Raw genomic sequence first — 19,804 nt, 5'->3', positions numbered from 1 at the left:
GGAGAGGGCTACTCCCGGCGGACGCGGGCGCGCATGTGCTCGGTGCCGGCGAGGCGCGCGAAGAACTCGAGCAGGCCGATCTCCCCGCTCATCAGGCCCTGCTGGACTTCACCGATGGCACACTCGGAGCCGAGCGCCCCGCCGTAGGTGTAGGTCGACCCGAGCTTGCTCACGCACTCGGTCACCTCCGGCGTCGCGGCGAGCGTCTCGGCCAGGCCCCTCGCGCCGACCACGGGCCGCTCCTCGCCCGCGACGGCGATGTAGCCCGAGTCGTCGATGGCGAGCCCGCCCTCGTCGGCGCGGTAGCGCCCCGTCTCGTCGAAGTGCTCGAGCGCGAAGCCCGTGGGATCGAACTTCGCGTGGCACACGTTGCAGCCGTCGGCCGAGATGTGGATCTGCTCATAGCGCGCGCGCGTGGTCGTCTTCCCCGGATCGGGCTTCGTGATCGCGGGGATGTTCTCCGGCGGCGGGGGGATGTAGCCGCAGAGGAACCGCTCGAAGACGAGCAGGCCGCGGTGCGTGGGCGACGAGCCGTCCATGCGCGAGTTCCCGGCGAGGATGGACCCGTGGGCGAGCAGCCCGATGCCCCGCTCCGCGGGCCGCTCCACACGCTGGAAGCCCTGACCGGTGACGTTCCCGTACCCGTAGAAACCCGAGAGCTGGGCGTCGAGGAAGGTATACGGCGCGGTCAGGAGCTCGGTGACGCCCGCGCCGCGGGTGTAGATGACCTCCTCGAGGAAGAGGCGTGTCTCCTCCTGCATGAGGGCGCCATACGTGCTGAAGTCGGGGAGGTTCTCCTTCGCGATCCCGTTGACCTTCCCGTAGCTGAGCCACTGCTGCAGGAAGCGGCTCAGCGCCTCGTGCCCGCGCGGCGTGCTCAGGAGCGCGCGCGCCTCCTCGACGAGCGCCTCCGGCGACCCGAGCTCCCCGCGCGCCGCCTTGTCGAGCAGCTCGGGCGTGGGCGTCGTGCCCGTGTAGTTGTAGGCCAGCGCCGTCGCGATCTCGTGCTGCGACAGCGCATAGCGACCGCCGCTCGGCGCGCCGATCTCGGAGCGGTAGAACGCGTGGGGCGACTGGATCATGGAGACCAGCGTCCACTTGAGCCCGACGCGGAAGTCGGACTTCCCGCTCACCGACGTGTGGAGCGCCAGGAGCTCGCCCTTCTCCTCCTCGGTCACCGGGCGGCGGAACAGCCGCAGCCCGTGCCGGGCGACGAACTCGGCGGCGCACTCGGGGCCGGGCTGCGTCGCCGCGCACGGGAGCGAGGCGGCGAGCGCGGCCTCCGCGGTCACGACGTCGGCGACCTCCTCTGCCGTGCTCAGCAGCTCCTTCGCGGTCTGGGCGCCGACCTGCAGGGTCTCGGCGTCGTTGGTGAAGCCGAGCTCCGAGGTCGGGTCCGTACCCAGCCGCACGCCCGACCACGCGGCCGCGCCAAGCTCGGGGAAGATGTCGCGGAGGCTGTTCTCCAGCTCCAGGGCGGTGAGCCGCCGCAGCACCGGAGCGCCGACCTGCGCCTGCTCGCACGAGCCGCCGGGGATGACAGGGCCCTTCTCGGGATCGACTTCACCGCCGATGTTGCCCGCGCCGCACGCGAGGACCGATGACGAGAGCCCGGCGATCAACCACGTTTGCCAGCGGTTCATGACTTCAGCTCCTGGATCGGCCGCGCCGGGGTCGCGCCGAGCTTCTGGATGGAAACGCCCATGGCCTCGCCGAGCGTGGCCAGCATGTTGACGTGGTCGGTGTCGACGTCGACGACGCCGCGGCTCGCGATGCGGCCGCCGGCGTTGCCGATCAGGATCGCCGGGAGGTACGAGTGGACGATCTGGTTCCCGGAGAGGTAGACGTCGTGGACGCTCGAGTTGTGATCCGCGCCGTCGCCGATCTCGCTGCACACGTAGATGAGCGAGTTGTGCAGGACGGTGTTGCCGGGATCGAGCGGATCGGGCTGGTCGAGGAGGGTGAGCAGCTTCTCCGCGAGCCGCGCGAAGAACCAGCTCTGGACGGTCGCGAACTCCGTGCGACCCGGCGCCTCCCGGGAGTGCGACGTCGCCCCGTGGTACGCCTTCGCGCTCCCGGGGCCTCCGTCGAAGTTCATGGGGAGATCGCAGTTGACCCACAGGTTCTGCATCGTGACGACGCGCGCGGTGCCGCACACCATCGCGTTGGCGGCGACCTCGAGGTGCGCGTCGACGACGCTCCGCAGGTTCGCGTGCTCGAAGACGCTCTTGCCCGCCAGGGCGTCGAGCGCCGGGAGCGCCGGTCTGCTGCTGCAGCCGTTCGTGACCGGCCTGTCGCCCGCCGCCTTGAGCGAGCGCACCGACTCGAGGTGCACCCCGAGCTTCTTCTGCTCGCTGGTGAGGCCCGAGAGCGCGCGCTGCATCTTCTCGATCTGACGCTCGGTGAGCCCCAGCGCCTCGTTGCGGAACGCCGTCTCGTCGGCGGCCGGCGCGCTCCCGTCGCCCTGCTGCCCGCCGCCGACGGCCCCGAGCATGTCCGCCGCCGCGGCCGCGGGGTCCTCCGTGGGGCGCACCCAGACGCCGCCGTGCCTGATCAGGTAGGAGTTCTTGTCGAACCCGGTCCCGTCCTGGTTCCTCGGGTACGGGTTGGCGCCGAGGTTGTAGGCGTCGACGCCCAGCGCCTGCGCGATGAGGTGATCGATCGAGTCGGCCCCGGCGCCGTCCTTGACGCCGGTGAGCACGCCGGAGACCGCCTCGTGGTTGCTGAAGCCGTTGATGCCGAGCCCGCGGCAGACATTGACGTATTTGCCGAATGGCGCGAGCGGCGAGAGGACGGTCGAGCCTTTCAGGAAGTCCGCTCCCGCGCCGTACGGCTCGGCGTACTCCATGGGCATGCCGTGGGGCACGAAGTAGATGAACAGCCGGACCGGCGCGGCGCTCGGCTCGGCCATCGCCAGATTGCTCATCCGGAAGGCCAGCGGCGCCGCGATGCCGGCCCCGAGCGCCTTCAAGAAGACGCGTCGGCCCAGCGCAAGATCGCTCTTTTTGTGCTTGTTCTCAAGATAACGCATCTCGTCGTCTCCATTCGGGCAAGCAAGAAAGCCCCGTGGATGATCACCGTCGTGTCGTCGCGCTGTCGTGGCGTGACGCCGCCGCCCGGTCGGCGTCGCGACGGCGTGACGCGCCGTCACGCGCGCCGCTGCAGCGGCGTCGTCCTGTCGACATCGCGTGTGTCGCGTCTGTCGTGTTTACATCGTCAAGAAAGATAGGTTGGTATTCAACTTATCTCACGGCTGGCGCGCGAAGCAACCGCCGCGCTGGCGATATCGTGCTCTCGCGGCCCGGCATGCAGACGCCAGGGCGCTCCGCGCGGGGGCGGCGGAGCGGCTACCCGGCCGCGCCGCCGCCCCTCGCCCCGGGGCTGGGGAGGATCAGTGGACGCGGCTGATGCCGCGGCGGATGAACGCCGAGCGGCTCGCGGCGGCGTCTACGGGCGCGCCGAGCCGCGCCGCGGGCGCGCCGGCCGCGAGGGCCGGAGCAGGCTCGCAGACCAGCGCCGCCAGATCCTGATTCCGGCGTCCGAGATCGTTCAGCGTGCGCAGCTCGCCGGTCACCGGGTCAGAGATGGTGATCCCGGTCATGAAGCCCGACAGGGACGTCTCGCCCCCGGGGAACCTCGGGTTCACGTGCAGGAACGGCGTCCCGGTCTCCGCCCCGCCGTGGCACCCGTTGCAGGTGTTGAGCGAGAACTTGTGCCGCGCCTCGTTGTTGAGGATGCCCGGAGCGGTCCACGCCGTGAGGTTGTTGAACGACGAGCCGCCGAGGAACGGAGCGCCCTGGAACATCTCCGGCACCGTGTGCCGCTCCGCGATGATATCGGCCTCGTTCTGGTTCACGAAGTCCGCGAGCGTGGGCGTCCCGTCGAAGCCGAGATCCGGCGTCAGCTTCACGGTCTCCGGGCGCAGGAAGCCCGTGTCCGCCGAGAGGACGAACTCGCGCAGCTCCCACGGCCCCGCGAGCGCGATCTCGTTGGTGCGGAGCTGCCCCAGCGAGCTCCCGTTCGGCCTGCCGGGCGCGGCGTTCCGACCCGCGAAGCGCGTGGTGATCTCCTGGAGCGCGGCGTTGTACTCCTCGGACGGGAAGGGCAGGCTCCCGAGGGCGTGCCACGCGTTCGCCCAGTCGAGCACGTCGGCCTCGGTCGACGCGGGGAGCTTGTACTCCAGGATCACGGTGAACTGCTGCGCGAAGCCCTGGCTGAAGACGCCGAACACGAACCTGCCCTCGCCCGCGTGACCTTCGGCCAGGTTCCGCACGTCGATGCGGTTGACGATGCCGAGCAGCAGCAGCGGCGCCCGCTGGAGGTCGAGCGACCCGTCGGCGTTCCGCGGCCACTCGTCGAGCACGACCTGCTGGATGGCGGGGCGCGCCGGGATCGTGAAGCCGTTCACGACCTGATCGGACAGCCAGCTAGTGAAGAGCTCCTCGACCATGGCCGGCGCGTCGGCGGGCGTGGGCGCCATGTCCTCCATCAGGCGCGCGAACGTCCACGCGCCCGTCCGCGGATCGTCCGGCGGACCATCGGACGTCGTGCGGATCGGATCCTCGACCACGCTGAGGTGCTTCACGAAGATCTCTCGGCTCGTCCTGACGAAGCACCCCGTCGGCTCGGTCAGCTCGTAATTGAGGGTTCCCGACGCGGCGAGGAACTCGGGCGAGTTGAAGTTGAACACGGAGAACGGGATCTGGTGGACTCCGGGCTCCGCGTCCTCGCTGCCGGTCACGGTGACCGGGAACGTCACCGTGGCCCCGGGCTCGACGCCGGGGAAGAACTGGGGATCCGCGAAGACGTTGATCCCCACGTCGCCGGACGACTGGAGGAAGTAATCCCCCGGGAAGCACGCGCCGACATCGTTGTTGGTGACGGCGACCTGGTAGGTCACGGGGGTGTTCGGCGCGACCGGCCCGCTGCTCTCCGGCGTGACCGTGAGCGTCGTCGGCCGCCTGATGCAGGAGAGCTGGCCGATCTCGTTGACGGTCGTCGGGCTGGCGGAGAGCCAGACCTCGTCGAGCAGGCCCATGAATTGCTGCTTCTGCGGGTTGTTGCCGATGTGGATCGGCGCGTTGATGTCGGCGATCGTGCCCGGCGCGCTGATCTGGCCGAACTGCTCGCCGTTCAAGAAGAGCCGCACGAACCTGCCGTCGTAGATGCCCGCGACGTGCGTCCACACGTTGGCCTCGATCGCGGCGCGGGAGGTGACCGTCCGCCCGTCCTGGAGGGTCACGGAGAACCGCACCTCGCCGTTCCGGACCACGAGCGCGAAGCTCGAGTCTCCGTTGCCCTTCTCCTGCGCGATCGTCCGCACCGTCGACCCGGACACGGAGGTCGGGTTGACCCACGCGGCGACCGCGAGGTTCTTCCCGAACGTGAAGCGGGGATCGTCGTCGACGGTGACGGTGTCTTTCTTGTTGTCGAAGGAGATGCCGAGGCCGCTGATGCCCTGCGCGCAGGCCGCCCCTGCGGAGCGGGTGGCCGTCGAGCCGTTGCCCGACGAGTCGAGCAACTCTGTCGTCGAGCCGCCGCAATCGTCGAACTGCCAGAAACCGACGCCCGGCGGGCCGACCGGCGGATCGACAGGGCCACCGCCCACGCCGCCGCCATCGCCGCCGGTGCCGGTGGTGACGGTGGTGACGCTCGAGCTGCTGCTGCCGGTGGCGCCGCCGGCGCCGCCGCCGCCGCCGACACCGACGCTGACGCCGACGCCGCCGACGGTCACGGCGATCCCCGAGCCGGTCGGCGCGTCCGCCTCGCCGAGCGCCAGGTCCGCATCACCGAATGAGCCTTCATCGACGCCATAGCTTCCGCATGCGGCGGCGCCCAGGGCGACGAGGGCGAGCACTGCAGCCGAGCTGGTTTTGGTTGCTAGAGGATGGGCGAAGCCGAAGGAGAGGTTCCGCATCTACGTTCTCGTTGGGTAAGAGTTGACCGCGCGAGCGCCGGCCGATTGCAGCCGGTGACGCGAGCAGGCGTCGGTGTGACCCGATCGGGCTGTCCGGGCTTGGGCGCTTGTGCGAGTCGCCTGATTGGCAACCGCTATGCCCGATCTGAAGGAGCGATTTCCCCCCTGCCGCGTCGATGCCCGTTGTGCCTGGCCATGATTTCGAAGCCCGACTCTGGCACAGCTGGCTCAGCTACAATACGACGCCGGATGGGCTCGTCGCCGGACAAGCACGCTTCCAGCACTTCCGCTCGTGCGTGCACCGAGGCGCGGCCGACAGCGCTCCTCGCGTCTTGCTGGATTCCGCACGGCGACCCCCTTCGTTCAGAACGCAGCGCGGCGAGCGCCGGCCGTGCCGCGACGCGATGGCGTCATGAAGGTGTGCCGGCGTGTCCCGCCGCGCAGCGGCGGCCCCGGCTCCGGCAAGATTCCGGCGCGCGGTGGTCTATCGGTCCTGTCACGGACTCTGATACAGGCGTTCGACGGCGGAGCTCATCCGCCTTGAAGAAGGGCCCAGCGCGACGCCCTCGGCCTCAGCGCCTCTCGTGCGCCTGCCCGCCGCGGGGGGCCGGTCCGGGTCCGTCTCCCGCGCGGGAGCGCTCCGCTCAGGTGCTCCAGCGCGGGCCTTGCGGCGTGTCTTCGAGCACCACCCCCGCTTCGGCGAGCAGGTTGCGGATGGCGTCCGCCTTGGCGAAGTCCTTCGCCTTCCGCGCGGCCTGGCGCATCGCGATCAGCCGGTCGACGGCGGCGTCGCCGCCGCGCCCCGCCGCGCCCTCGGCCGGGGCGAACGCGTAATCGGCGACGAGCGCCGGATAGAGCGCCGGCTCGACGACCTCCACCCCGAACACCGCGAGGTGGCGCGCGATGGCGCGATAGACGGCGAGCAGCGAGGCGCGGTCGTCGCATTGCTCGATCCCCGCCGAGTAGAGCGCGCTCACGTAATCGAAGAACGCGGCCACGGCGTTCGGCGTGTTCAGGTCGTCGTCCATCGCCTCGATGAAGCGCGCGATGAAGCGCTCGGTGTGCTCCCCGAACCGGCCGTGGACATACTGGTGGCGCATGCGCGGGACGCGCTCCTCCTCGGGCCGCTGCGACGCGTACGCGCCCGGGGCGAGGGGCTCGTCGCCCGCGCCGCGCAGCTTCTCCGCGAGGACCGCCGCGAGCTTCTTGATGCGCGCATAGCCCTGGGAGGCCTGCTGGAGCAGCTCCCAGCCGAACGGGAGCTTGCACCGGTAGTGCTGCGTCACGAAGAACCACCGCGCCTCGTCGTGCCCGTGCCTGGACAGGAGCTCCTCGATGCAGATGACGTTACCGAGGCTCTTCGACATCTTCATGTCCTTGAGATCGAGGTGCTCGGGGTGCAGCCAGTAGCGCACCCAGGGCCTGCCGCAGAGCGGCTCGCTCTGCGCGATCTCGTTCTCGTGGTGAGGGAACATGTTGTCGATGCCGCCGCCGTGGACGTCGAAGTGGTCGCCGAGCAGCGCCGTGCTCATCGCCGAGCACTCGATGTGCCAGCCGGGGCGCCCCGTCGGCCAGGCGTCCTCCCCGGTGCGCCAGGCCGGCTGGGTCGGGTCGGTCGGCTTCCAGAGGCTGAAGTCCGCGGGGTGCCGCTTCCGCCCGAAGTCCTCCTCCACGCGGCCGCTCGCGCCGACCTCCTGCTCGTCGACCTTGCGCCCCGAGAGCTCACCGTACGACGCGCAGGTGGCGACCTCGTAGAAGACCTCGCCGTTCACCGTGTACGCGTGGCCCTTCTCGATCAGGCGCTTTATCATGTCGACCTGCTCGTCGACGAAGTCGGTCGCGCGCGTGTAGGCGGCGTAGTCCTTGATGTGGAGCTTGCGGCAGTCGCGCCGGAACGCCGCGATGTTCCGCTCGGCGACGTCGACGGCGCCCTCGCGCTCGTTCGCGCGCTGCATGATGCGGTCGTCGATGTCCGTGTAGTTGATGATGCTCAGCACATGATAGCCGCGGTACTCGAGGTAGCGGCGGAAGACGTCCCAGAAACAGTAGGTGCGCGCATGGCCGATGTGCATCGGAGCGTAGACCGTGAGACCGCATGTGTAGATGCGCACGATCTTCGGCTGGGCGGAGACGAAAGGCTCCTTCTTCCTGGTGAGCGTATTATGGACCTTGAGCGGCATCGGCCACCTGCGTGAGTGTGCGAGCTTTCTTCTGGACCGGCTACGCTACCCCGGCCCCGCCGCCCGGTCAACGCGGAACGTCGGCGCCTTCCGCGAGGATTCCCGAGAGTTTTCGGGCTTTTCCGGCGGCTCTTGTGCCTTGGCTGCCCTGGCGCGGGCCCGGGTGAGGCGGCGCTTCTTGTTCGCTCCTGCTCGCTCCTCGCCCGCTCCTCGCCCGCTCATCGCCGCCGGCGCGTTCGCCCCGCTGCTGCCCTGTCTCGCGCCGGGATGGACACCCGTCCTCGCGCTGGTCTGCGCGGAGCTCGCCGCGCTGGACGCTTGCGGCCGTCGCCTCTTCAGTCTACGCCGCCGTGCATGCACACCATGTCCAGAACGGTCCTGTTCGTCCTCGCCGGCGCGCTCACCGCCTGCGCGGGGAGCCCCCCGCCCGTCGAGAGCGCTCCGCCGCCTGCCCCGCCTCCCACGCAGGCTCCGCCGCCCGCGCCGGCCGCGCAGCCGGAGGTCGCGGCGCCGCCCCAGGTGGATCCCGCAGAGGAGAAGAAGAAGGCGGAGCTCGCCAAGCTCGCCGAGGACACGAAGGCCATGGAGGCCAAGGCCGACCAGGAGGCGGCGCGCTTCGACGACGCGCTCAAGGCCGAGGTGAAGGCGCTCGTCGCGGCCAATCACCCGAACACCGGCGCGGCGCTCCGCGCAGCGCTCAAGGGGAAGCACCGCGCTCCGGGCAACGCCGAGCGGGACGCGGCCCGGCACCCGGTCGAGACGCTCGAGTTCTTCGGCCTCAAGCAGACGAGCACCGTGATCGAGCTCGGGGCGGGTGAGGGCTGGTACACCGAGCTGCTCGCGCCCGTGCTCGCGAAGAAGGGAAAGCTCATCGTCACGTCGTTGGATCCGAACGGCCCCGCGGACTCGCGCAATACCCTCTACGGAAAGCGGGTGAAGCGCCTGCTCGACAAGTCGCCCGACCTGTTCGGCAAGGTCGAAGTCGCCGTGATCGACCGGGATAACCCGAAGCTCGGGATCGAGGGCAAGGCCGACCTCGTGATCGCCATTCGCGAGGCGCACGGCTGGCACCGAAACGGCAAGTTCGACACCTACGTCGCGGAGGCGTTCAAGGCGCTCAAGCCGGGCGGCGTCTTCGGCATCGTGCAGCACCGCGCCAAGCCCGACGCGAACCCCGACGAGAGCGCGAAGCAGGGCTACCTCCCGGAAGCGTGGGTGATCCAGAAGGTCGAGTCGGCGGGCTTCAAGCTCGGCGGCAAGTCCGAGGTGAACGCCAATCCGAAGGACACGAAGGACTACCCTGAAGGGGTCTGGACGCTGCCGCCGAACTTCCGCCTCGGCGACAAGGACCGCGCGCGCTACGCCGCCATCGGCGAGAGCGACCGCATGACCCTCAAGTTCGTCAAGCCCGCCCGCTGAACCGCCGCGCCCGGCGGCGCCGCGAGCCTCCTCGATCGGCTCGCGGCGCGCCCGCGGCGCGCTCCTCACGTCGACCAGGACATCGCGCGTGCGCGCCGGGGCGCGCCTCGCCGGTCGCCTCGACCGCCGTCCGCCTCACGCGGGCGCGTGATCTCCGTCCGGCGGCCGGCCGACCACGCGGCGCATCGGGATCGTGGCGCCCGGGGCGCCCGAGGCGCGGTGGGAGGCGAAGCCGAGGCCTTCGAGCAGGGCCGGCGACGCATAGACGCCGGGCGCCGCCGTCTCCGGCAGGCACGACGAGAGCTCGACGACGTTGCCGCCCACCATGGACCCGTCCTCGGTGAGCACCACCTCGCCGGCGTGGAGGCACAGCCGGATGCCGACCCGCCGATCGCGCTGCCCGGCCCGGTCGAGCCGCTCGTACAGCGAGAGCGCGGCCGCGATCGCGCCGCGGCGCGCCTCCTCGCCGCCCCGCTCGTCGCGCGGCCAGTCCGCCGAGAGCAGCACGCTGGTGCTCGTGACCGCGAGCGGCGAGAAACCGGCGGCCGCGAGGTCGGTCATCGCCTGCGGGAGCACGGCCTCGAAGTCGGTCAGGAACGAGTCGGTGGGCGTCTCGAGCGCCCGGGTCTCGGCGAGCACCTCGACGAGCAGCCCGATCGCCAGGCGCCTGACCCGGCCCCCTTCCATGGCGTCGGGGCGTACGACCCGCTCCGTGGCGGCCCGGACCTCCTCCAGGAACGCGGTGACGTCGGGCTGGCGGCCCGCGGGGTCCTTGCTCATGGCCCGCACGACGATATCGTCGAAGGCCGGGTCGACCGGCGCGTGCAGGCTCGGGCGGGGCGGCGCCTGGTGCAGGTGCAGGTGGCGCAGCACGGGATACGCGCTCGCCGAGAACGGCATGGATCCCGCGATCATCGTGTAGAGCAGCGCGCCCAGCGCGTAGACGTCGGTGCGCATGTCGACGGGCCGGTTGAGGAGCTGCTCGGGCGACATGAACGCCGGGGTCCCCACGACGTGCCGCGACGACGTGAGCGAGAGGTCCGTCGTGTCGAGCAGCTTCGCGATGCCGAAGTCGAGCAGCACGACCCTGGGGCTCCCGCTCTGCTGCCCGCCCTGCTCGCACAGGATCACGTTCGACGGCTTCACGTCCCGGTGGATGATCCCGACCGCGTGCACCGCGGCGAGCGCGCCGCAGAGCGGCTCGAGGATCGCGAGCGCCTCGTCCGCCGGGAGCCGGCCGCGCGAGAACAGGTGCTGCTCGAGGCTCCTGCCCTGCAGCAGCTCCATGGCGTAGTAGGGCCGCCCGTCGTCGAGCCGCCCGACGTCGAGGATCTCGACCACGTTCGGGTGCCGGATCCGCCCGATCGCGTCCACCTCGCGCTGGAAGCGGAGCACCACGTCGGCGCGCGAGACCAGCTCGGCGTGCATCACCTTGACCGCCGCCGGCGCCCCGCTCGCCGCGTGCACGGCGCGGTAGACGACGCCGAACCCGCCCTCGGCGATGACGCCGTCGAGGAGGTACTCGCCGGCCCTCATCGCCGCGGCGATCGGGATGCGCGGGCCGTCGCCGTCTCGCTCGCGCGTCTCGAGCGTGCGCTGGTCCCATGTCGCCGACGTCCCGAGCGGCGGCCCGTCCACGACGGGCGCGTGGGTCGACGGCGCGACAGCGGACGACTCATCGTCTCGAGAGGAGTTCTTCATACATGACAGGTGCGGAGTTCGCGCGCTACTGTAGTCGTAAGCCGGGGTCCAATGCGACCCTTGGCTGCCTCGGCACCGCTGAAACATGCACCGTTGCGCGGTATGTCACGGGCGGCTCATGGGGGCTGCGCCGTGCGTCAGAGACGGCTTCACGCCGCCGCCCGGCGCGCGCGATGCCGTGGAGCGCGCGTCGCCCGCCGTCCCGGGCTTCACCCTCCTCGGCCCGCTGGGCCACGGCGGGTTCTCCGACGTCTGGGCCGCGCATCGGGGCCACGACGGCGCGCCGGTGGCCATCAAGGTCGCGCGGCAGGCGACCCGGCTCGTGCGCGAGCGATTCGAGCGCGAGGCCGCGCTCGCCGAGCGCGTGGGCGTGCCGCACGTCGCGCAGCTCTACGAGCGCGGCGAGCTCGCCGATGGCCGGCCGTACCTCGCGATGGAGCGGCTCTTCGGCCGCACCCTCGCCGAGGAGCTCGCCGCGCTGCGCGCGCCGCTCGATCCCGACCTCGTCGCCGGGCGCGCGGACGCGATCCTCGCCGTGCTCGAGGCGACGCACGCCCGCGGCGTCGTCCACCGCGATCTCAAGCCGGAGAACCTCTTCCTGCTCGGCTCGACCGGCCGCGCGGTGCTGCTCGATTTCGGCCTGGCGAAGCTCGCCACCGCCGAGGGCCAGCCCGCCGCGTCCGCCGCCGCGACGCGCGCCGGCGACGTCGTCGGGACCCCGGAGTACATGGCCCCCGAGCTGCTCCGGGGCGACGCGGCGCGGATCGACGCGCGCGCGGACATCTATGCCTTCGGCGTGATCCTGTTCGAGCTGCTCACGCTGCGCCCGCCGTTCGTCGGGGACGAGAACGCCGTCGAGCACGGCCACCTCGCGCTGCGCCCGCCGCGGCCGGGCGACCTCGCCGAGGTCCCCGAGGGGCTCGAGGAGCTCACGCTCGCCTGCCTCGCCAAGGACCCGGCCCGCCGCCCGGACAGCGCCGCCGCGCTCCGGCGCACCCTGCACGCCCTGCGCGCGCGGCCCCCCGCCGACACGATCCCGCCGCCCTCCGCGCCGCGCTCGGCGCCGCGCTCCGCGCCCCGGTCGTCGGCGCAGGCCGACGGCCTCGCGACGGCGGCCGCCGAGGGCAGGCAGCCCGTCGCGCTGCTCTTCGCCGAGACCGGCGCCGGGCCGGTGATCGCGGCGGTCGGCGGCCGCCGCGGCTTCATCGCGCGGCAGCGGGGGCAGCGCTGCGTCGCCGTGTTCTCCGCGAGGGACGTCGACGACCCGGCCCGGGCCGCCCTCGCCGCCGCGCGCGAGCTCGCGCAGCGCGGCGGCGTGCGCGTCGCGCTGCACCTCGCCAGCGTGCGCCTGCGCCGCGTCGCCGGCGGGCTGCACGCGGTCTACGGCACCCCGGTCGAGCGCCCCGAGACGTGGCTCCCGGCCGAGCCCTGGTGCGGCCTCGCGATGACCGGGGAATTCGAGCGCGCGCTCCCCGACGAGGAGCTCGCGCCCACGCCGCCGGACGCGCCGGACAGCGTGGCGGAGCCGCCGCTGCTCGGCCGCGACGACGTGCTCTCGGCGCTCGCGGGCAGCGCGACCGACGCCTTCGACGGGACGTGCCCCGGCCTGTTCACGCTGGTCGGCGACGCCGGCCTGGGCAAGACGCGCCTCACGGCCGAGGCCGCCTGCATCGCCGGCGTGCCGGTCCCCGACGTGCGCGTCGTCGCGGTGCGCGCGCTCCACCCCATCCACGGCGGCGCGTCGCACGCCGTGCGCTCGCTCCTGCGCGTCGCGCTCGACGCGCCCGACGAGGCCCCCGACGACCCGCGCGCCCTCTGCGTGGCGCGGCTCGGCGAGCCGCTCGGGGCCGCCGCCTGGGAGGCCGTCGCGGCGGCGCTCGGCTGGGCGAGCGCCAAGGGCGGGCGGCCGTCCGGCGCTGCCCGCCACAGCCTGATGCTGGCGCTCGCCGAGTCGCTCCGCGGCCGGGCGCGCCGCGGCCCGCTTGCCGTGATCCTCGACGACGCCGACCAGGCGGACGACGTGCTCCTCGACGCCCTGGAGTACGCCACGCTCGACGGCGAGGGCGTCCTCCTCTGGGTCGTCGTGGCCGCGTGCCCGCGCTTCGAGCAGGCCCGCCCGAGCTGGGGCCAGCGCAGCCAGCGCCACACCCGCGTGACGCTCGCGCCGCTCGCCGAGCCGGCGGCCATGGATCTCGCCTCGCGCCTGCTCTTGCCGGCGGAGTACCCGCCCGCGGAGACCCTCCGCCGGCTGGCCGGCTGGGCGGGCGGCAACCCGGATTGCCTGCGGCAGATCGTCCGCTCGCTCAAGCACGCGGGCGTCGTGCGCCGGCGCGCCGGCGGCGGCTTCTACGTCGCGACCGCCGAGGTCGAGGCGCTGCCGCCCGTGCCGGCGTGGCAGTGGCTCGCCGCGCGGCAGCTCGACGACCTGCCGCCGGAGCTCGCGGCGTGCGCCCGGGTCTGCTCGGCGCTCGGCAAGTCGTTCGATCGCGCCGAGCTCGAGGCCGTGCTCGACGGCCTCGATCGCGCGGGCGCCGCCGGGCCGATGGTCGACGCGGGCTTCGGCCTCGCGGCGCTCGTCGAGCGGCGGATCCTGCTGCGCGAGGTCGACGGCCGCGGCCGCGCCGGCGAGTGGCACGCGTTCCAGAACGCGATCCTCCAGGAGGCCGTCTACGAGATGCTGGACCCGACGCACCGCGCCGCGATCCACCGGAGCGCCCTCGGCTACTGGCGGGCGCAGGTGGCGGCCGGCTCGACCGGCGGGCTCCGCGCGCTCGCGCGCCACGCCGCCGCGTGCGGCGAGCGCGCCGAGGCCGCCGACGCTCACCTCGCGCTCGGCGATCTCGCGTCCGCGCGGCACGACGCCGTGGAGGCGGACCAGCGCTACGACGCCGCGCTGCACGTCGCCGACCCGGCCGACGCGGGCCGGCGCGTGCGCGCGCTCGCGGGGCGCGGCAGGAGCCGGTACCGCATGTGCCGCCTCCAGGAGGCGCGGGCCGATTTCGGCGACGCGCTCGCGCTCACCCGCGCGCTCGGCGACGCGCACCTCGAGGCGACGCTCCTGCTCGAGGACGCGACCGCGCTCGACTGGGCGTTCGAGTTCGAGGAGTCGGCGCGCCGCGTGGAGGAGGCGCGGCCGCTCGTCGAGGCGCAGCGCTCGCCCGAGCTCTCGCTGGGCCTCCGGGTCGCCGAGGGGCGGACCTTGTGGCGGCGGGGGCGGACCGAGGAGTCGACCGCGGAGCTCGCGGCGTGCGCCGAGCGCGCCGCGGCGTCAGGGGACTACGACGCCCGCGTCCTCGCCCTGATGATGCTGTCGTTCCAGCTCGCGTCCGCGGGGCGCTGCGACGAGGCCGAGGTCGCCTTCCGGGACCTGATCGCCCTCGCGGCGGGCGCCGGCGACCTGTTCCACCTGTGCGCGGCGTACACCAACCGCACGGCGCTGTGGGCCTGGAGCTGGTCCTTGCCGGGCGCGGTCGACGACCTGCGGCGCGCCGTCGATCTCGCGCGCGAGCTCGGCAATCCCTGGCTGGAGAAGGTCGCCTCGTACAACGTCGCCGTGCTGCTCCACTGGAGCGACAGGCAGCGCGAGGCGCTCGCGCTCGCCCGGCGCTCCCGCTGGCTGGAGGAGCAGTCCTCCGAGCGCCCGATGCCCCAGACGGCGATCCTGATCGGGCAGATCCACCTCGCGCTCGACGAGTACGAGCAGGCGAACCAGCTCGTCCTCTGGATCGAGCGATCGTGCGCCCTCGGCCCCGGCGACCTCGCCGACTACACCTTGCTCCGACTCGTGCTCTCCGAGGTCGGGGTCCGGCCGGCCGGCCCGCCCTCTCTCTCGTGGAGCGCGGCGATCGAGCTCGCGAAAGAGCTGCCCTTCGTCGAGGTCACGCTGCTGCTCCTGTACTGGCGCGCGCGGACGGCGCTGCGTCGAGGACACACCGATGAGGCCGCGGAGGCGCTCGCGGGCGCGCGGGAGCGCCGCGGGGACAGCCCCATGTGGCTGTCCCGCTTCGGCGAGCTCGAGCGCGCTCTGGACGAAGCCACGCGAACTCCGGACGTTCATCCAACCCTGTCGGCCTGAGTCGACAGAGCATGTTCCGTCGTGTGTTCAGGCGAGTCCGTAGTTCCGTACAAGCGCTGTGTACTGGTTTTCAGTATTGCGCGTCTTCCGCCAAGGTGAAACAATTGCAATTACAGGAAGAGCGAGAGCACCGGCAGCAAGGCGCCTCAGTTCTCTTGATTTCGTGAGGTCCCTTGGAGGAAATCTGCATGTTGGCGATCCGATCCGTCGCTGTCGGTCTTGTTTGCGCTGGTGTGCTCACGGCGGGGTGCCTCGGTTCATCGGACACTGAGCCGACGGACCCTGCGCCGATCGAGTCGGCGGAGCTGCCGATGCGGCGCGAGGTGGCGCCCATCGGCGTCAACGGCCTGAAACCGAGCGATTTCTGGGCGACCGACAACCGCGCCGCGCTCCGCGCGCTCGGCGCCGCTGCGCTCGTCGCCGCCGGGGACGTCCTGGTCGCGACGCCGCTGCTCGCGACCGCCGGCGGGAGGAGCGTGCTCGATCATCTCATGCGCTGCGCGCTGCCGCTCGATCGCGTCGTCTACGGCCCTGGCGGCGAGGCGTTTTACGGTGAGTTCGGGTTCGCGCCCGCGTGGACCGGGCGCGCTCTCAACACCTCGGAGCAGCGGTGGGTCTCGGCGTGCATGTTCCAGCACCTGAACGGCTCCGGCGAGCACGTCGATATCCTGCTGGATGGCAGGCACTCCGCGCTCGATTTCCCCCGGGACGAGGCGCCGTTCACGGAGTTCGTCGTGGAGGACGCCACGACGTACGGCAATGCCTTTCTCCCCGGGGCCATCGTCGGATTCACCTGCATCAACCCCGACATCGCGGGGGCGCTGTCGGCGCCCTCGCTGAGCTGCCCGCTGGACCTCAACCTCCTCGTCCTGGAGCGCTCCTGCGGGGTCGTACCGACGTGCGGGATGGCCTTCGTGGGGCTCTGCGATCTGGTCTGCGCGAAGGACGCCGCCGGCGACCAGACGTGCCACACGCTCCCGCTGCTCGGGCCGCTCCTCGCACCGCTGCTCGGGTCGGCCTATCCCGAGACGATCCGGACCGAGCTGCGCGACAGCGACATCCTCCCGCTCTACCCCGGCTGCGGCCTGCTCTGACCGGCGCCGCGCGCGGCCCGGCCGGCGCCGGGGTGAGGCGCCGCGCCGACTCGCTACGTCCCGAGCCGCGCCTTGAGCTGCTGAATCGCCTCCGCGATCGCCTTGTCGTCGCGGAAGCAGCACGGGTCGGTCCGCCTGCACCGCGCGCCGTGCAGCACCTGGAGCTCGAACAGCGTGCGCTCGTCGCCCTCGGCGGCGGCGCGGCCGAAGAGCGCCCGCTTGCCGTTGCAGGTGGCCTTGCGGAACGCGTAGGTGACGCGGAGCGCGGGCGTCGCGCGCGCCATCACCGCGGGCCGCGCCAGGATCTCGCTGGCGCGCCGGGCGGCCTTCGTGCCCCCGCGCGCGCGCACCACGTCGAGCAGCACGTCCAGCCCGCCGGTGCCCAGCTTGTTCGTGAGCAGATCGAAGACCTGATCCGCCGCCGGGTTGTCCTCCTCGAACGCGATCCCTGCCACGGTGGATATGACCTCCTCGCGCAGGCCCCTGCTCAGCAGCATCTCCGGGTCGGCCTCCGCGAGGGCCAGCATCGATCGCGCCGCGTTCACCCAGTTCCTGGTCGCCACCGCCCGGCTGAGCTGCGCGCGCACCGCCCTCGGGCCGGTGGTGTCGTCCTCGGGCGGCGCGCTCGCGGGCGGCGCCGGCGGCGGCGCGGCTGGTGCGGGCGGGGGCTCCACGGCGACCACCGCGGGCGCCGCCGGGGTCGCCGCGGGCCGCCGCAGGGCGAGCCAGATCGCGCCGCCGCCGATCGCGAGCGTCGCCAGGCCCGCCAGCGCCACCGCGAAGGGGACCCAGCCGGCCGAGGGCCTGGCCCGGCCGTGCGCGTGCGCGAGCAGGGTCCGCCGTGGCCCCGACCAGACCGGCTGAGCCCTGGGCGCGGCCTGCCCGGCCTGCCCCGGCGCGGGCTGTCCCGCCTGTCCCGGCGCGGGCTGTCCCGCCTGCCCCGGCGCCGCCTGCCCGGCCCGCCGCGGCGCGGGCTGCCCGGCCAGCCCCGGCGCCGCCTGCCCGGCCTGCCCCGGCGCGGTCGTCGCGACCGCCGCCGGAGCCGGCGCCGCCGCGCGCGCGACCGCCGCCAGCGCCTCATCGAGCGCCGCGATCGCGTCGTTCGCCGTCTGGTAACGGAACGACGCGTCGTGCTCCATGAGCCGCGCCACGACCTGCTCGACCTCGCGGGGCACCTCCAGGTCCGGCGCGCGCGCGCGGAGCGGCGGCGGCCCGGCCGGCCCTTGCTGCTTGAGCCGCTCCACGACGTTCTTCGCGTCGAACGGGTGCTGTCCGGTGAGCATCTCGTAGAGCACCAGCCCGAGCGCATACAGGTCCGCGCGCGCGTCCACCGCGTCCATCCCGCGCAGCGCCTCCGGCGCGAGGTACGCGAGCGTACCGAACACCTCGCCGGCGCTGGTGAGGGCGGGGCGCGGGCTCGACGTCTTGCGGACCTGGCTCGACAGGAGATCGACATCCACCTTCGCGAGCCCGAAGTCGATGAGCCGCACCTGATCGTGCGTGTCGAGCAGGATGTTCTGCGGCTTCACGTCGCGGTGGACGATCCCCTTCTCGTGCGCCGCCGACAGCGCCGACGCGATCTGGCGCGCGACGCGGAGCGCCCGCGCCGGCTGCAGCCGCCCCCCCGCGGTCACCTCCTTGAGCGGCGTGCCGGCGACGTACTCCAGGATGAGGAAGTACGACGCGTCGTCCAGCTGACCGAAGTCGATGGCCGCGACGACGTTCGGGTGCCGGATGTGCGCGCCCGCGACCGCCTCGCGCTCGAACCGCGCCACGAGCTCCGGCATCCGCCGCGCGAGCGGCCTGAGCAGCTTGATCGCGACCTGCTTGCGGAGGTGCACCTGCTCGCCGCGGTACACGGCGCCCATCCCGCCCTCGCCGATCAGCTCGTGGACGCGGTAGCGCCCCGAGATCAGGCTCCCGACCAGCGCGTCGTCACCCGCGGCGGCGGCCGCCGCCTCGATGTCCTCGGCGAGCGCCGAGCTCGAGAGCTCCTCCGGAGGCGGCGCGGCCGGCGCTCCGGGCCGCGCCACCGTGAGCTCCTCGATGTAGGCCGACTCCAGCGGCTCCTCGGATCCCGGCGTCTCCGGCATGCGGCGCAGGATATCAGGAGAGCCGGCGCCCCGGGCAACCCGCGCGGCGCCCGCGTCCGCCGCGGGTGCGCGGGAGTGCGCGCCGCGGGGCGACGCGCCTCACAGGAGGAACGAGACGCCCAGCGAGAACGCGGGATACCCGAGTCGCATCGTCAGCGTGACGTTCTCCGTGAAGTGGAAGCGCCCTCCGACGAACACGACCGGCGAGACCCCGGGGAGCACGCGTCGGTCCACGTCGCCGAGGTAGAGCGAGAGCCCCGGCTCGCCGAAGACGGACCACCGCCGGTGAAGCCAGAAGTTCCACTGCATCACGACCGAGCCGAACAGGTAGTTCGACGCGTCCCCGTACTCGTCGACCTCGGTGCAGACGCGCGTGCCCGCAGGCCCGTTCTCGAACCGCGTGCAGTCGCCACGGTAGTTTCCTCTGCCCCCGTAATGAATGCCGTCGATGCCGAAGCCGATACCGACCGAGTCGTTGAGTTTCTGGATGAAGCCGTTCGGGGCGATGTCGATGGTGGCGCGGAACCCGGCGCCGACGCCCGCCCCGACGCCGGGACCCAGCGGCTCGAACGGCGCGATGAGCAGGTGCGGCTCCAGCTCGACCTTGTAATCGGGGCGGTCGCCGGGGCGCTTGATCGTCATCTGCGCTTCGCCGACCCCGGCCCACCCGACCGTCAGCGCCACGAACGAGAGCGCAGCGGCCAGCAGGCGCGGCGCGCGAAGCTGCGAAGTCATCGCTGTCTGCATGATCTCGGTCTCCATCAGCATGCGCCGCACGTGCGCGAGCCGTTCGGGCACATCACCGGTGCGCCGCCGTCGAGGCAGGTGACGCGGCACTCGCCGCCCACGTTCTCGCAGAACACCTCGCACGAGCCCCGGCACTCGACCTCGCAGGTCGTGACGTTACGGCAGGTCACGACGCTGTTCGATCCGACGATGACGCCGCACCGGCTGGTGTCGTGGCACTCGTACCGGCAGCCGCGGTCGCAGATGGCCCCGCACGACGCGGTGTTGTGGCACTCGAGATCGCAGTCGTCTCCGCAGGAGGCCGAGCACTCGTCGACGTCGAAGCACTCGAACGAGCACCCGTGCTCGCAGACGGCGCCGCAGCGATCCATCTGAAAGCAACGCTGGTTGCAATTGTCACCGTCGCAGCCGAGGTAACACTCGTCTCCCTGGGAGCACTCGCACGCGTCTCCCTCCACGCAGGCGGCGCTGTTCCAGCAGCTCGCCAGGCAGAGGCCTGCGAGGAGCATGAGCAATGTCAGTGCATAGAAGCGCATGTCCGGGCGAGCATACCTTCGCCGCCCGAGGGTGTCACGAAA

At 72.4% G+C, this 19,804-nt stretch carries 11 protein-coding genes; 3 read left to right on the top strand and 8 right to left on the bottom strand.

Annotated features, from left to right (window positions below):
• Positions 1-8 precede the first annotated feature (8 nt).
• The 4 genes from WME96_RS29365 to cysS form a co-directional block, all read right to left on the bottom strand.
• Positions 9-1,643, bottom strand: a complete 1,635-nt coding sequence (locus tag WME96_RS29365; RefSeq protein WP_437284902.1) for a DUF1592 domain-containing protein — start codon at positions 1,641-1,643, stop codon at positions 9-11.
• Positions 1,640-3,031: a DUF1552 domain-containing protein gene (locus WME96_RS29360; protein WP_437284901.1), complete on the bottom strand. Its 1,392-nt coding sequence runs from the start codon at positions 3,029-3,031 to the stop codon at positions 1,640-1,642. Before WME96_RS29360 ends, WME96_RS29365 begins: the two co-directional genes overlap by 4 nt.
• A gap of 360 nt (positions 3,032-3,391) precedes the next feature.
• A complete protein-coding gene (locus WME96_RS29355; protein ID WP_437284900.1) occupies positions 3,392-5,917 on the bottom strand; it encodes a LamG-like jellyroll fold domain-containing protein in 2,526 nt (841 codons plus the stop codon).
• 644 nt (positions 5,918-6,561) lie between these two features.
• Complete coding sequence (gene cysS, locus WME96_RS29350) at positions 6,562-8,097, bottom strand: cysteine--tRNA ligase (protein WP_437284899.1); 1,536 nt, start codon at positions 8,095-8,097, stop codon at positions 6,562-6,564.
• A gap of 363 nt (positions 8,098-8,460) precedes the next feature.
• On the opposite strand from cysS, the gene WME96_RS29345 reads away from it, so the two are divergent.
• On the top strand, positions 8,461-9,516 hold the full coding sequence (locus WME96_RS29345; protein ID WP_437284898.1) for a class I SAM-dependent methyltransferase: 1,056 nt from the start codon (positions 8,461-8,463) through the stop codon (positions 9,514-9,516).
• 135 nt (positions 9,517-9,651) lie between these two features.
• On the opposite strand, the gene WME96_RS29340 is transcribed toward WME96_RS29345, so the two are convergent.
• The gene (locus WME96_RS29340) at positions 9,652-11,217 is read right to left on the bottom strand and encodes a serine/threonine-protein kinase (RefSeq protein ID WP_437284897.1); all 1,566 of its coding nucleotides are present in this window, start codon (positions 11,215-11,217) and stop codon (positions 9,652-9,654) included.
• A 118-nt stretch (positions 11,218-11,335) separates the two neighbouring features.
• Here WME96_RS29340 and WME96_RS29335 point away from each other — a divergent pair, with 118 nt between their 5' ends.
• Positions 11,336-15,292, top strand: a complete 3,957-nt coding sequence (locus tag WME96_RS29335; protein ID WP_437284896.1) for a protein kinase domain-containing protein — start codon at positions 11,336-11,338, stop codon at positions 15,290-15,292.
• Positions 15,293-15,603: 311 nt separating this feature from the next.
• Complete coding sequence (locus WME96_RS29330; protein ID WP_437284895.1) at positions 15,604-16,386, top strand: hypothetical protein; 783 nt, start codon at positions 15,604-15,606, stop codon at positions 16,384-16,386.
• A gap of 53 nt (positions 16,387-16,439) precedes the next feature.
• On the opposite strand, the gene WME96_RS29325 is transcribed toward WME96_RS29330, so the two are convergent.
• The 3 genes from WME96_RS29325 to WME96_RS29315 form a co-directional block, all read right to left on the bottom strand.
• Positions 16,440-18,479: a protein kinase domain-containing protein gene (locus WME96_RS29325; protein WP_437284894.1), complete on the bottom strand. Its 2,040-nt coding sequence runs from the start codon at positions 18,477-18,479 to the stop codon at positions 16,440-16,442.
• A 99-nt stretch (positions 18,480-18,578) separates the two neighbouring features.
• Positions 18,579-19,214 (bottom strand): hypothetical protein, encoded by a 636-nt coding sequence (locus WME96_RS29320; protein WP_437284893.1) that lies wholly within the window; start codon positions 19,212-19,214, stop codon positions 18,579-18,581.
• 26 nt (positions 19,215-19,240) lie between these two features.
• Positions 19,241-19,762, bottom strand: coding sequence for a hypothetical protein (locus WME96_RS29315; RefSeq protein ID WP_437284892.1), 522 nt, complete (start codon positions 19,760-19,762; stop codon positions 19,241-19,243).
• Positions 19,763-19,804 lie beyond the last annotated feature (42 nt).

Source organism: Sorangium sp. So ce406 (assembly GCF_051474675.1).
Classification (GTDB): domain Bacteria; phylum Myxococcota_A; class Polyangia; order Polyangiales; family Polyangiaceae; genus Sorangium; species Sorangium cellulosum_G.
The sequence above is the reverse complement of the archived record's forward strand: the minus strand, read 5'-3'. Positions and strand labels throughout refer to the sequence as shown.

Coding starts and splice junctions, on each gene's coding strand:
- WME96_RS29365 (WP_437284902.1), bottom strand. CDS start 1,643: ATGAACCGCTGGCAAACGTGGTTGATCGCCGGGCTCTCGTCATCGGTC.
- WME96_RS29360 (WP_437284901.1), bottom strand. CDS start 3,031: ATGCGTTATCTTGAGAACAAGCACAAAAAGAGCGATCTTGCGCTGGGC.
- WME96_RS29355 (WP_437284900.1), bottom strand. CDS start 5,917: ATGCGGAACCTCTCCTTCGGCTTCGCCCATCCTCTAGCAACCAAAACC.
- cysS (WP_437284899.1), bottom strand. CDS start 8,097: ATGCCGCTCAAGGTCCATAATACGCTCACCAGGAAGAAGGAGCCTTTC.
- WME96_RS29345 (WP_437284898.1), top strand. CDS start 8,461: ATGTCCAGAACGGTCCTGTTCGTCCTCGCCGGCGCGCTCACCGCCTGC.
- WME96_RS29340 (WP_437284897.1), bottom strand. CDS start 11,217: ATGAAGAACTCCTCTCGAGACGATGAGTCGTCCGCTGTCGCGCCGTCG.
- WME96_RS29335 (WP_437284896.1), top strand. CDS start 11,336: ATGGGGGCTGCGCCGTGCGTCAGAGACGGCTTCACGCCGCCGCCCGGC.
- WME96_RS29330 (WP_437284895.1), top strand. CDS start 15,604: ATGCGGCGCGAGGTGGCGCCCATCGGCGTCAACGGCCTGAAACCGAGC.
- WME96_RS29325 (WP_437284894.1), bottom strand. CDS start 18,479: ATGCCGGAGACGCCGGGATCCGAGGAGCCGCTGGAGTCGGCCTACATC.
- WME96_RS29320 (WP_437284893.1), bottom strand. CDS start 19,214: ATGACTTCGCAGCTTCGCGCGCCGCGCCTGCTGGCCGCTGCGCTCTCG.
- WME96_RS29315 (WP_437284892.1), bottom strand. CDS start 19,762: ATGCGCTTCTATGCACTGACATTGCTCATGCTCCTCGCAGGCCTCTGC.